The 14,102-nt window shown below is 53.7% G+C and carries 10 protein-coding genes; 5 read left to right on the forward strand and 5 right to left on the reverse strand.

What is annotated here, in order from left to right; all coding sequences use genetic code 11:
• The first annotated feature begins 429 nt into the window (after window positions 1-429).
• From PKO02S_RS02530 to PKO02S_RS02540, 3 genes are read left to right on the forward strand one after another with little or no spacing between them, the layout of a single operon-like run.
• Window positions 430-819, forward strand: coding sequence for a VOC family protein (locus tag PKO02S_RS02530; protein WP_127579512.1), 390 nt, complete (start codon window positions 430-432; stop codon window positions 817-819).
• A 34-nt stretch (window positions 820-853) separates the two neighbouring features.
• Window positions 854-1,756, forward strand: coding sequence for a LysR family transcriptional regulator (locus tag PKO02S_RS02535; RefSeq protein WP_127579513.1), 903 nt, complete (start codon window positions 854-856; stop codon window positions 1,754-1,756).
• A gap of 5 nt (window positions 1,757-1,761) precedes the next feature.
• Window positions 1,762-2,571, forward strand: coding sequence for a histidinol-phosphatase (locus PKO02S_RS02540; protein ID WP_127579514.1), 810 nt, complete (start codon window positions 1,762-1,764; stop codon window positions 2,569-2,571).
• Between the two features lie 78 nt (window positions 2,572-2,649).
• On the opposite strand, the gene PKO02S_RS02545 is transcribed toward PKO02S_RS02540, so the two are convergent.
• The 5 genes from PKO02S_RS02545 to PKO02S_RS02565 form a co-directional block, all read right to left on the reverse strand.
• Window positions 2,650-2,838: a hypothetical protein gene (locus PKO02S_RS02545; protein ID WP_127579515.1), complete on the reverse strand. Its 189-nt coding sequence runs from the start codon at window positions 2,836-2,838 to the stop codon at window positions 2,650-2,652.
• Between the two features lie 1,102 nt (window positions 2,839-3,940).
• On the reverse strand, window positions 3,941-5,737 hold the full coding sequence (locus PKO02S_RS02550) for an NHL repeat-containing protein (protein WP_127579516.1): 1,797 nt from the start codon (window positions 5,735-5,737) through the stop codon (window positions 3,941-3,943).
• A 67-nt stretch (window positions 5,738-5,804) separates the two neighbouring features.
• Entirely contained in the window at window positions 5,805-6,680 is an 876-nt protein-coding gene (locus PKO02S_RS02555; protein WP_127579517.1) for a carbohydrate ABC transporter permease, read from the reverse strand.
• Between the two features lie 33 nt (window positions 6,681-6,713).
• Window positions 6,714-7,604, reverse strand: coding sequence for an ABC transporter permease (locus PKO02S_RS02560; protein WP_127579518.1), 891 nt, complete (start codon window positions 7,602-7,604; stop codon window positions 6,714-6,716).
• 96 nt (window positions 7,605-7,700) lie between these two features.
• Complete coding sequence (locus PKO02S_RS02565; RefSeq protein WP_127579519.1) at window positions 7,701-9,353, reverse strand: type 2 periplasmic-binding domain-containing protein; 1,653 nt, start codon at window positions 9,351-9,353, stop codon at window positions 7,701-7,703.
• Window positions 9,354-9,724: 371 nt separating this feature from the next.
• Here PKO02S_RS02565 and PKO02S_RS02570 point away from each other — a divergent pair, with 371 nt between their 5' ends.
• Window positions 9,725-10,861 carry a response regulator gene (locus PKO02S_RS02570; RefSeq protein WP_127579520.1) on the forward strand — a complete coding sequence of 379 codons (1,137 nt, stop codon included), beginning with the start codon at window positions 9,725-9,727 and terminating at the stop codon, window positions 10,859-10,861.
• A gap of 3 nt (window positions 10,862-10,864) precedes the next feature.
• A complete protein-coding gene (locus PKO02S_RS02575; RefSeq protein ID WP_127579521.1) occupies window positions 10,865-14,008 on the forward strand; it encodes an ATP-binding protein in 3,144 nt (1,047 codons plus the stop codon).
• Window positions 14,009-14,102: the final 94 nt, after the last annotated feature.

Here is a 14,102-nt window from a genome sequence, read left to right on the forward strand (position 1 = left end):
TGGTTGGGGTGATGCATAGCTCCAGTTGGCACGGTTTTACAATATTCTACAATTAGTTCGCGATCCCTCCCGAAATAATGGAAAATAATGAATATATTAATTTTTACGTGGATTTTTAGGTTGGCTGAAACGGGTTGTCCAGCAAAATTTGGACGGGACTTAAACGAGTGTTCTGCTTTAGTACGGTTTCCGGACCTAGCTGTAGAATGCTGAGGGATTGCAACTGACAATTTCTTCACCCACCTTTTAACAACAAAGGATAAACATAGCGCCTTCCGGTCAACCTAGATCGTATCCATTCAACACGGTTGCTCTACATCCCGCCGCATTCGGCAGGTTTTGCTTTTCCCCGCGCCGTTCTAGCGGTACAATGGGAGCAGATGGCTGCCCAGACCGGGCGGACGAACTTGAGGAAAAGAGGATGGCACAATGGCGATTCGCAAAATAGAACATGTCGGAATCATGGTGAGCAGCATGGAGCGCTCCCTTGCTTTTTATCAAGAGGTGATCGGGCTGGAGCTTCAGGGGAAGCTGCTGCATACGAACGGCGTGATTGAGCTCGCTTTTCTTGGCGTGCCGGGCACGACGGAGACGGTTGTGGAGCTGATCGCAGGGTATACGGGAGAGCTAAGCGAGGAAGGTCGCGTGCATCATATCGCCTTCACGGTGGACGATCTCGATGCAGAGACGGAGCGGGTGGCGGCGCTAGGCGTCCGGTTCCTCGAAAAGGCCAGCACGACGTTGCCGAATGGCGCGCGCTACCGCTTTTTCTATGGACCGGATGGCGAGCGGATCGAGCTGTTCCAACCGGCTGCTTAAGCTACAATGGGGATAGCAGAAGGAGTGGTTGCTCTTGAACATGAACCAGCTCGAAACGTTGGTGACGATATCCAAGACGATGAGCTTCCGCAAAGCCGGAGAGCTGCTCAATTTGACGCAGCCTGCCGTCTCCGCTCAGATTAAGAGTCTGGAGGACGAGTTCAAAACGGTACTGATCGACCGCAACCAGCCGGTGACGCTGACGGACAGCGGCAAGCTGTTTCTCGAGCATGCGGAGCGGATCCTGCGGGTCGTAGAGGATTTGAAGCAGCGCTTGTCCGACCTGAACCAGACGCCGCAAGGTCATATTCACCTGGGGACGACGACATCGATCGCGATGCAAATTTTGCCTCGTGTGCTGTCTTATTTCCAGAACCAATTTCCTATGATCAAGACATCCATCCACTCCATGTCGTCCACGCAAATTATGACGAGTGTGGAGAACGGCTCGGTCGATATCGGCATCGGGTATTTGCTGGAAAAAAATCCGCATCTCGAAACGTCGATCCTTTATTACGATTCATTCGAGCTTGTCGTGTCTCCGGATCATCAGTTGGCGAAGCGGCCTCATACGACGATCGAATCGCTGCGGGATATCCCGTTTATTATGCTGTCGCCGGATACGGCCGGGCGTCGGTTTGTCGATCAAGTGTTCCGCAAATTCCGCATGGAGCCGCACATCGTCATGGAGCTGTCGAGCAGCGAGGAAGTGAAGCGGATGGTGGAGCTGAACCTCGGGGCGGCTATTATTTCGAAGCTGACGGTCATCAATGAGCTGCGGCTTGGGACGATTCGGATGATTCCGGTGGCGGAGCTGGAGATCAATCATCCCGTTGGTGTCATCTATAAATCTGGCCGGTATTTGAGCTCGGCGCTGCAGCAGTTTTTGAGCGACTTGAAAGGGATGCCGGAGACGAATTTTATCGGATCGGAGTGACGCAAGTGTACAAATTCGATTTGCATACGCACCATGAGCGATGCGGTCACGCGGTCGGCGGCATACGGGATTACATCGAGGCGGCGGTATCCGAGGGGCTGCAGGTGATCGGCATCTCCGACCATTCCCCCTACTTCGGCGGCGAGGACGACAAACCATGGCCGGGCATCGCGATGGGCAAAAGCGAGTTCGACATTTACGTGGCAGAGGTACTGCGGCTAAAAAAGCTCTACGCCGGCCAAATCGAAGTGCTGCTAGGCGTGGAATCAGACTTTTTCCCCGAGCATACGCAAGTTTATCGCAACGTGTATGAGGCTTACCCTTTCGACTACATCATCGGCTCCGTGCACTTGTCGGGCGGCGTGAGCATTTTCAATCGCAACCGATGGAAAGGGCTGAAGGATGCCGAGAAGATCCGCCAGAAAAATATTTACTACGAGCTGATCCAACAGTCCGCGCGCAGCGGCATGTTTCAGATTCTCGGACATATCGATGCGATGAAAGGCTTCTATCCTGCTTTCTCTGCGATTCAGACGCGGGCCGTCGAGGAGACGATGAAGGTGATCGGCGAATGCGGCATCGCAATCGAGATCAACACCTCGGGCAAGACGAAGGACGTAGGCGGCTGGTATCCATCCGACGACATCTTGGAGCTGGCGTTGCATTATGGCGTAGACGTGACGTTCGGCTCCGACGCGCACAAGCCTAGCCGGGTCGGCGACGATTGGGAGCAGGTGGCGGCGCGGCTGCGGGAGATCGGGTTCAAGGACTGGGTGTTTTTCCGGCAAAAGGAGCCCGTGCGGGTCGCCCTGTAACGGATGAAGAACATGAGAAGGCCGCTGGTATCTTGGCAAAACAAGACTCCAACGGCCTTTTTGACTTTTCTGCGCTTCCTACCTCTGACGCTTCCGCGCGATATTCGCATAGAAGGCGATCGCCGCAATAATCATCGCGATAAACCCGACATTGCCGGCCGCCTCCGGATTCATCCCGAACATCATGCACAAATTCGTCACCAAGCTTCTCGTCAACAACGCCGTCGCAATCAGCAGCAACGGTCGAACAAAATTATACCTTTTCATCCTTTACCTCTCCCCTACTCTTCTCCAAGTGGCCCCCCCGCAACAATAGCAGCCCCGGTCGTACTTGTCCAATGGTTTGGAAACGCTTTATTATTAACCCTCGGCAACGCCAAGTGGTGAGCATCTCCTCTATACTACGGACAACCTGCCAAAAGGATTCGTTTTCGGCGCGTTTGGGAGAAATTGGCCCTATGCGTGCGAAAAGTTATGGTAGAGTACTAGTGCTAGTGGTTCCGGAGACCGGGAGCGCTGGCGGGTGCGGAGACCGGGAGCGGGATTGGTGCTGCGAATGGTGAAGGGGGTACGAACAAAAGTATCCAGTCTGAGTACCAAATTTCCTTAATTGAGGAGCAAGGGGCCATCTGAGTACCTAAGTTAACAAAATCGGAAGCTGGGTTCGCGATTTGTTTAATTTGGTACTCAGATTGGTGGAGTAGACGCCGATTAGCGAAATTTGGTACTCCACGCGAGTAATTTGGTACTCACGCTACTGTTACTTTATTTTACTTGGACAAGCCAACTCACCAGCTAACCCAGCTAACCCAGCTAACCCTGCTAACCCAGCTAACCCAGCTAACCCAGCTAACCCAGCTAACCCAGCTAACCCAGCTAACCCAGCTAATAGTTATTCTCCCACCAACCAAGTAAATCTGCTACTTCCAGTACATTTAGTTACTCCTCCACCTCCCCAGCTAACCCAGCAAATCGAGCCGATTTACTCCCCCTCCACCCAACCCGCCATCCCCCACTACCTCAAGTAATCAGCGGAAGTTCACCGATCAGGTCTCTGGCGTAGGTGTTCTGTTGGCGCGTGGGGAGGGCAGGAAAAGGGGTTCCGACTGCTGTTGAAATCATGGCCCTTGGATTTGTTACGTTTTTCTGAAAAACCGTCCCCTAGGACGACGATCCGTGATCATCCTATTCCGCCGGATTTCCGCAACCAGCTATACCCGCTCGAGGCGAAGAGCATTCTCGAGCAGCGTGGCGCCCATACCCTTGCTCCCTAGTCCGAAAAAGTCGGACTCCCGCGCGCTTCACCGCCCGGGGGTATGTAAAAAAAGACGGGCTGCTCTAAGAGCCAACCCGTCCCGTCTCCCCAAAACTACCCCAACAGCGCCTGCAGCGGCAACGTGTACAGCGTCGTCCCGATGCCGAAATACAGCTGCTTGCGATCCGGCGTAACCGACGCCTTGTCGACGATGCCGGGCAACGCGGCGCGCGCCTCGCAGCGGCCGGAGGCCGTGTCCAGGACGAGCAGCTCGTCCGGCACGAACACGAGCAGCTCGCGCTCGCTCACGGCGCAGAAGCCCGTCGCCCGCCGCCCCAGCGCGACGTCGCCGCCGTCGACAAAGCGCAGCGCGTCCGGGTCGAAGACGCGCAGCGCCTCGTCCACCGCGAGCCAGACGCGGCCGCCGCAAGCCGCCAGCTTGCCGGCCTTCGCTCCGTTCGGCAGCGCCTCGCTGTACACGACGTCGCCGCCGGTCGTGAGCACGCCGAAGTGACACACTTCGTCCTGCGCCGCCAGCCCGTTGCCGCCGAGCGTCGAGACGAAGTAGACGTAGCGGTCATCGGCCGCGAGGCTCGAGACATGCTGCGTTGCCAGCGGATTCGCCCAACGCGTCAGCTCGAGCGTGTCGGTATCGAGCCGCGTGATCCCGCCGCCGTAGACGCCGTACTTGGCCGACCAGCCGGTCCAGATCGCGCGGTCGGGCCCGACGATGCTGTGGCCAAGCGGACGAATCCAATCCGGGCCGACTGACTGCAGCGTGCGCGGATTCACGTTGCCGAGCTGGTCCCAAGGCTTCGACGGGTCGTACACGATATGGTCGCCGCCGGAATAAGCCGTCAAGAACAACCGCTCACCGACGAATTGCATGCCGTACACTTCGCCGCCGCCGTTACAGACGACCGAGGAGTTCCAGTAGCTGCCGTCGCGCGGATCGTACTTGAAGATCGTCTGACCGAAGCCGCTCGAGCCCCATACACAGCCGTCCGGCGCGATCGTCAGCCCGAATATATGCGTAGCCGGCGCTTCCACCGGAATACGCTGCAGCCCCGGGCTGTCGCCGGCACCGCTTGCAACAAAATAATCTTGGCCCCGCACTCCCACGTATATTCCGCTCGCGAGCGGGATCGCCTCCCCGCGCTGCGAGGGACCGAGCTTCACCTCAACCGCACCCCGACGTACCTCAACCGAATCGGCAGCTAAAGGCTCAAACGTCTTAGAATCGAAATACAGCATCTCCTTACCCGACTTGATGCTGAAATATTGTTCATTCGTTTCGACAATCATGGCTAAATCGTTCGTCTTATGGACCAGACGGCGCTCTTGCGTCTCCATGTTCCAGGCCGTCACGAACACCTCATCCATACCGCCGGTCACAATGATGTGTCCAGGCACCGCACCGACCGTACGGCTGTACATGTTTTTCGGGTTGTCCGACATCTTGCCCATATTCGTCAGCACATGAGCGACCGGATCGTAGCGCAGCAAGACGCAGCCCGGATACGTGCTCCCGTAGAGCATCCCGTCTTCCCCGCACGTGAAATTCCACACGTACGTCTCATTGTCGTCGCGCAGCGGCTCCGCCCATGTTCTGGACCGCAGATCGAGGCTGTGCACGTACCCTTTGCCCGGACAAGTCCCTACAATCAGCTTCTCGTTGTCCCAGTTGTACAGCGCCCAAGCACCGCTGTCGCCGGGCAGCAGGATGGATTCCCCTACTCCCGTCTCCACATCGATCAGAACAATGTTGCCTGTGGCATGCGCGGCGAAGTTCGACAGGACGAATTTCTCCCGGCCGTCGAGCGGATCGATCAGACTGGTTTTCCCCAAAATACAGAAATTGCGGCATGGCTGAGCAACCGACTCGGGCTGCAGCAGGACGCTAGCGTTCATTGGCAGGTTCACCTCTCGATTAGGTTCCGAAAAAAAGGGACCTCGCGGTCCCCTCTTCCAAATGAAATTAGCCTTTCACCGCGCCGACGAATTGGCCGTGGATGAAATATTTTTGCAGGAACGGATAAATCACAATGATCGGAAGGACCGTCAGCATAAGCGCAGCCATCTTCAGATTGTCCGGATGGATCGTCTGCTCGCCGGGCGCATTGACCGTCGTATCCTCCAAGCGGGCGAATGCCAGGATGCCCCTTAGCTGATATTGCAGCGTCCACATCGACTTATCCTTGATGTAGAGCAAGACGCTGAACCATTCGTTCCAGTAAGCAACGGCACTGAAAATAACGAAAGCCATCGTCATCGGCAGCACGAGCGGGAGTACGATTCGGAACAGCAAGGAGAACTCTCCGGCCCCATCGATCTCAGCCGACTCCAGAATTTCTTTATGCAGCTGATCCATTACGTTTTTGTACACAATAATATAGAACGGACTTACGATACCCGGCAAAATAATCGCCCAGTACGTGTTGTTGAGCCCGATATTGTTCACGAGCAGATAGGAAGGAATCAATCCGCCGCTGAAAAACATCGTGATCAGAATATAAGTCATGGCCACCTTCTTGCCCTTGAAGTGCTTATGCGACATGGCATAAGCGGCGCTCAGCGAGATGATGATGGTCATCGCCGTCTGGATCACCGTAAGTCCTACCGTATTGATGAAGGACCGCAGAAAGGTGTAATTGGCTGCCAGCTTCATGTAGGAATCCAACTGGAAGCCAACGGGCCACAGCTTGACTTGATTTTGTAAAATCGCCTGATAGCTGCTGAAAGATAATGCCAATGCGTTGATGAACGGCACTAGAATGGAGATGCAGAACATAATAAAAAATGCATAGTTGAATGTCTGGAAGATGATTCGGCCAGGACTTTTATAATGATGCATGGGAACAGTGCCACCTCCTTGTTCGACTGCCGGTTAGTACATCCCCAGGCCCATCCAACGCTTCGAGATATAGTTCGAGCTGATCAGCAAAATAAAGTTTAGTATGCTCTGAGCGAAGCTGATTGCCGTCGTGAGACTGTACTGGGACGATTCGATACCCGTTCGGTATACATAGGTACTGATAACGTCCGACACCTCGTACACGAGAGGATTCTGCATCAAGAAGACCCGTTCGAACCCGATTCCGAAAATGCTGGCCAGCTTCAACAGGAAAAGCAGGACGATCATCGGCATCATATGAGGAATGGTGATATGAATAACTTGCCGCCAACGGCTGGCTCCATCGATCCAGGCCGCTTCGTACAAGGAGCTGTCAATCCCCGCGATAACGGCAAAATAGAGAATGGCTGACCAACCGACGCTTTTCCATATATCCGCATATACCAAGATGCCTCTAAAGATACTGGGGTCGGCCATAAAATAATGAGGCTCGAAACCAAACCAACCGATAAAAATGTTGAAAATCCCCGTCGAGGGCGAAAGCACTTGAGTGAAAATACCGGCCACGACGATCCAGGACAAAAAGTGCGGCAAATAAGAAATCGTTTGCATAACGCGCTTGAATGTTTTCTGATAAAGCTCATTGGCGAGTAAAGCGAAAACAATCGGGGCTGTAAAGCCGAATACGATGTCGTAAAAATTGATGAGCAGCGTATTCTTCATGATCGACCAAAATTTGGGGTCATTCAAGAAATACCTGAAATTCTCAAAGCCGATCCAGTCGCTGCCCAGTATCCCTTTATAAATCGAATATTTCTGAAACGAAATGATAATGCCGTACATTGGAATATAGTTGAAGACAAAGAGAAATAGGAATGTAGGAGCGAATAAGAGGTAAAGCGACAGGAGCGACCTAGGTCGCATCCTGCCTCTCTTTGGCTTTACCGTACTTGGATTGTGCTCCTGAACCGCGATCGTTTCTCGCAATTGCGCGCACCTCCCAATTTGTTGAACGACCGCTTACCAGCCTGCCTTCTTGAAGCCTTGTTTGACCAGGTTGTCTTTGTTGGCATCCAGGAATTTTTGCAGCGGATCGTATTTGAGAGCGCGGTATTTCTTCTCCCAATCGGCGATTGCGGCGTCAAGATCGGTCGCCGACATACGGCCCATGATGAACTCAGTCGTGAATTTATTGATGGCTTGCATAATTTCGGCGTTTTTCTTCAATACTTCGTCCGGCTCGGAGTAGCCCGGAGGCGTTTCCAGACCGATCGCTTCGGCTTCCTTCTGCATAGCCTTCATGCCGTTCGAGATCATCGTGTAGTTAGGCGTACCCAGCTTCGCTTCGAAGTTCGCGTTTTGCGCGTCTTGACCGTCCGTGTAACCGAACAGGAAGGCGAACTGGCGCTTCCATGTATGATCTTCGGCGCTCATCTTATCCGGATTCGCTACGCGCTTGCCGTCCTTCATCGTGTAAGTGTCGCCTTCATTGCCCCAGAAGATCTTATCCTTCAGCTGCTCTTGAGCGAAGCCCTCGATTACCTTGAAGGCGCGGTCCGGGTTCTTGTTGCTGGCCGGGATGAACAGGCCGTGCCCCGAAATCGGCAAGCCTACGCCGGCAATGGCGTACTTGCGATCCTTAAGAGTAGAAGGATATGTCGTAAGCGGAGGCGCAACTCCCCAAACTTGTTCCTTCTGATTGCCCGTAGCTGTCGGCAGCGTCATAGAAACTTGATAAGGCAAAATTTGGTCCATCCCGTTCCATTGGAACAGTACGTTTTTCTCCGCCAGCTTGGCGAAATACTTCGTAGCATCGGTAGTAGCGAACTCTTTATCCAGAATGCCCTCGGAGTACAAGGTCTGCATCACTTTGAGCGCTTCTTTGAACTCCGGCAGCGCGACGTTCGGAATTACCTTGCCGCCGACGATCCGGTAGCCGTATGGCAAAGCGCCGTACATACCGAAGATCGGACCGCCGCCATAGCTCCAAATATTGTCGCCGACTGGGCGGACTGCCATAGGGGTGGAGTCCGGTTCGGCCTTCTTGATCTTCCTCAGCAGCTCTACCCACTCTTCGACCGTGCCCGGCCATTTGCCGGCGTTGTATTTCTGGATCAGGTCGAAACGAGCGAGTACGCCAGTCCCTTGAGGACCTTTGTCATAGGCCATTGGAATCCGGAAGTATTTGCCGCTGATCGGATCTTTGCCCAGCTCCATCATCGCAGGAGTAACTACCTTTTGCAGCATCGGCGAAGCGTCATAGTACTTCTTCAAGTCAATGAAAGCGCCATCACGAGCGGCTTTAAAAGTCTCATCCGGAATCGTCGAGTGGAAAATATCAGGCAGTTTGCCGCTTGAAAGCACCAGGTTGTGCTTGGTTGTATACTCAGCATAAATCGGAATGTCAAATTCAAGATCCACATTCGCATAATCTTCCACAAGCTGAATCAACGGGTTGTTGCTGCGGTCTACGGATTGCGGAGTCTTAATCCCCGCTTCGTTGTAGAACATCGTCATCTTAATTCTCTCTTGTTTCGGTGTGGCGCTCGCGGCTCCGCCGGAAGGGCTAGGCGAAGAAGTATTCCCGCCGGAAGACGAGCAACCCGCGATGACCGTTCCTAACACCATTGTAGAAGCAAGTACAGCTGGGACCCATTTTCTTGTTTTTACCATCCTGTTTTGACCTCCTATTTTTTAGTTGGAGCAGGGATGCCTGAACATGCTGTCGGAGATGTAAAGCGCTTTCAGATGCATAAAGCAGAGGCTGCAAAGATGCGAGAATATTCCCCCTTTTTCGACAAATACCTGTACCTAAGCTGTATGCAACAATTACTATGTTATCATAACAAAAAAAAATGTGAAGGTCAAAAAGCAAAATCTTTAAGCCATTTTTTTAACCAATCGTATGTTTGCAACTCGACTTTGCCCTCTACCTGATTTGTACCCAAAATCACTCCTGCCGACAACAGGGAAATGTCCCCAAATGTCGAATTGATACAAGCGACCGCCAGGAAATGGTTTTGGAATAGGAGTGGACGAACGTTATGAAAGCAATCATCGTGGACGACGAGCAGCCATCGATCGATATGCTCAAGATATTGCTTGAAGAGGACGGGCGAGTGGAAGTTACGGGGACGTATCGCAAACCGGCGGAAGCGCTGGCGATGCTGGACAAGCTGAAGCCGGACGTCGTTTTCCTCGATATCCAGATGCCGCTCATGAACGGCTTGGAGCTGGCCGAGCTGATGCTGGACGCGCATGACGAGTTGGAAATCATTTTTGTCACCGCCTACGATCATTACGCATTGGACGCCTTTCAAGCGAGCGCTATCGATTATTTGTTGAAGCCGATCGCGGAGGCAGGACTGGACAGAGCTATCTCCCGGCTGTTCAAGCGCAAGCGTACGGTTGTTCCCAATCCGGCCTCGCTACAGCCACACGTGTACATCCATTGCCTGGGCCGGCTTGAAGTGACGGTGCGTGAGTCCGCACACGTCCCAGCCTTGCGAACAACCAAGGCGCAGGAGCTGCTGGCATACTTGTACTTGAAGCGGGATAAGGAGGTCAGCAAGTGGGAGATTATAGAGGACATTTGGCCGGAATGCTCGAAGGAGCAGGCGCATTCCCATTTGCACACTACGGTTTACCAGGTCAGGAAGCTGCTGAAGCAGCAAGGCATTCACGCCGCGCTCAGCTTCCGCAATGCGCATTACCGTCTGAATGCCGCGGGATTGGCCAGCGATTTGGCCTTATTCTCCCGCGCCTTCGACAAGGAAATCCGAATTACGGCGGCCAATGCGCCTTACTACGAGCAGTGTCTCGACTTATACCAAGGCGATCTATTCGGCGTCTGGAGCTATGCCTGGAGCTTGCCCGCGCGAGAGAAGCTCAGAGAGCAGTACGCTTCCCTAACGAAGCAGCTTTGCCGCTTTTATTTGCAGTCGGAGGATTACTCCCCGGCCATGCTGCGCATGCAAGGGCTGATCGCCGTTCAGCCCTTGGACGAGGAAGCTTATGAACTTCTTTTGCAGCTTGATTGGAAGAGGAATGACCGAACCGCGTTTGTCGCCCACTATCGCCAGCTGGAGCAGGTGCTGCACACCGAGCTCGGTCTGGTGCCGAATGAAACTACCAGACGTTTGTACGAGGAATGGTTTGCAGCAGCTGATGAGGAAAGGTGAAGCATGTACCTGACAACGAAACGATTGCAGACGATTCTGCTCTGGCTGTCGACGCTCGTGATCATCACAACGATCGCAGTCCCCGTGTACAAGGAGCTATCGGAGCCCGGCGTAAAGGCCGTGAACGGCGTGCTCGATTTACGGTCCTGGGACGCGAATGGTTCAGATGTTGTCAAGCTGAACGGCGAATGGGAATTTTATTGGGACGAGCTGCTGGAGCCTGCCGACTTCGAAAATGCAGACGGCAAGCTTTCCTCCCCTTTGTGGACGAATGTGCCGTCCAGCTGGGATTCGCTCCGCCTGAACGGCGATCCCTTGCCCGATAGCGGCTATGCCACCTACAGGCTGCACATTGAGATGCCTGTGGAGCATGGCGTATTCGGCATTAAGACGACCAACATCCGCGCCTCCAACCGAATCTTCGTCAACGGTGAAGAGATTGGCCGTAGCGGCAAGCCCGCCGCTTCGCCTGATGCCATTATTCATCGGAACACCCCCTACGCGGGCTATTTCGCGATCGACTCCTCGAAGGTCGAAATCATCGTGCAGGTAGCCAGCTATAAGAGCTTCAATAGCGGCATCGTGCAAGCGATCTCGCTCGGCAATCAGCATGCGATTTCCGCATTCAACAATTACAACATAGCATTGGACGGCGGTTTGGCTTGGGGATTTCTGACCATGGCCGTCTACTTCATCGGCATTTACTTTCAACGCAGATCGCACCGGGAACTGCTTTTTTTCGGCTTATGCTGTCTGGCTACGATGATGTTCATTATGACGCATTCGGAACGGCTGCTTACACAGCTGTTTCCTGAGCTGTCCATCATGGGCCAGCTTTATATCGAGGACATCACGGGGCTCCTGATGATGTACTTCTTTTCCCGCTACGTTTATCATTCCTTTCCCCGGATTTATCCGAAGCGGCTGATTCGGATTCTGGAGGGCGTCGGCGCTCTGGGTGTTGTCGCAGTGCTGTTCACATCAGCCAGCTACAACGGCCCGTTCGTTCTCGCCCTATCCCTCACGATCCTCGTCGTGATGCTCATCAACAGCTATTACATGGCCAGAGCGGCCTGGCAAGTCGAAGACGGCTCGGCTTACTTGTATATCGGCATCCTCGGGGCGCTGGACTTCGTTATCGTCAACTTCCTGAACAACATCTGGAAGCTGGAGGAGCACTACATTTTCCCTGCCGCCTTGCCGATCATCGTGCTGTCGCAAGCGCTATATATGTCCAAGCAGTATACGAGATCGTTCCGGACGATTCAGGATCTGTCCACGAAGCTGTCGGCTATCGACAAGCTGAAGGATGAATTTCTCGCCAAAACGTCGCATGAGCTGAAGACGCCGCTTAACGGCATTATCAATATTACGCAATCCCTGCTGGACGGAGCCGGAGGCGGCGTGAACCACGCACAGGCGGGCGATCTCAAGCTCATTGTTAATACAGGCAGACGGTTGTCAACGCTGGTCCATGACATTCTTGATTTTTCCAAAATGAAAAATCATGATTTGCAGCTGCGGCTCTCCCATTTTGACTGTTACATGGTCGTGAATGTGACGATCGAGATGTTCAGCCATATGGTCAAAAACAAACCGATCTCGTTCGTCAACGAGCTGCCTGGAAACTCGTTCGCAGTTTACGCAGACGAAAACCGGTTTATGCAAATTGTGTACAATTTGCTCGACAATGCGGTCAAACATACGCATGCGGGACATGTGACGGTGTCGGCGAAGCAAGAGAACGGATTCGTGTATTTGACCGTTTCCGATACGGGGGTGGGCATCCCTGCCGAAAAGTTCGAAGACATTTTCAAATCCTTCGAGCAGCTTGAGCCGAGCCTGACACGCAGCCACAGCGGAGTCGGATTGGGGCTGGCGATTACACAGCAGCTCGTGGAGCTGCACGGCGGTGAAGTTCGCGTGGAATCGGAAGTGGGCGTCGGGACGAGGATGACGTTCTCCGTGCCGGCCGGCCGCATGGAACAGCGCAATGACAGCGAAGCGGACAGCAACTCAGACAACAACTCAGCCAGCGACATGGACAGCGTCAGGACGCCCCAGATGTACGAGATTGCGCCCTACGCCGCGGTAACGGTCGAGCCTGGTACAGCAACCGAATCCTCGTACGCGATTCTTGCCGTCGATGACGAATATAGCAGCCTGAAGGCCATCTCGAATCTGCTGACTGTAGCGCAATATTCCGTAACCGGCGCGACGAACGGGGAAGACGCGATAAAGGAACTCATGAAGGGCGGCCAATACGATCTATGCATTCTCGATATTATGATGCCGGGCATGTCGGGCTTCGAAGTGTGCAGGGTCATTCGCGAGAAATACTCCCTGCTCGAATTGCCGATCCTGCTCGTTACCGCCAAGAGCCAATATAGCGATTTGGCGGCTGGGCTTGCGGCCGGGGCCAACGATTTTCTGGAGAAGCCTTACAACCATATGGAGCTTAAAAGTCGGGTCGCAACGCTAGTGCAGTTGAAAAAATCCGCGGATGAGCTTGTACGCAAGGAATTGTCCTTCCTGCAAGCGCAGATCAAGCCTCATTTTATTTATAACACCCTGAACACGATTCTCTCTTACAGCTATACGGATCATCAGCGTTCGCGAAAATTGCTGCATTACTTCAGCACCTACTTGCGCAGCTGCTTTGATTTCAAAGAAACGGACGATTATGTCCCGCTCGAGAAGGAAGTCGCCCTGCTGGACGCCTATATGGAAATCGAAAAAGCGCGTTTCGTCGATCTGCTCGACGTTCGGATGCACATCGACCCTGCTGTATTGAAAGTGCCGATTCCTTCGCTGATCATTCAGCCTCTTGTGGAAAACGCCATCCATCACGGAATTATGAAGAAGGAGAACGGCGGCTGTCTGACGGTTGCCGTTGCGCCGGATGGCGATTCGCTGCAGATCGAAGTAAGCGATGACGGCGTCGGCATGACAAGCGAGGCGGACGAGGCCGGTTTGGGGGGTTCGGGCGGGCAGCGGCGCGGCGTGGCGCTGGATAACATCCGCAAACGGCTGTTTCGTTTATACGGAAGCCCGCTTATCATCCGCAGCGAGTGGGGCAAGGGCACATCCGTTATCATACGCATACCATTCCGCAGGACGATCCAGGCGGGAGACCGGAGCAAGTAGCCGGCCCCGCTTGGGTCTTTTTTTTTGTCCAGAGAATGTCCAGAATACTTTTTTATAATCGGGAGCAGCAAACTTCATTTGTCTGGGAGGATAA

The organism is Paenibacillus koleovorans NBRC 103111 (assembly GCF_004000845.1).
In the GTDB taxonomy this organism is placed as follows: domain Bacteria; phylum Bacillota; class Bacilli; order Paenibacillales; family NBRC-103111; genus Paenibacillus_AA; species Paenibacillus_AA koleovorans.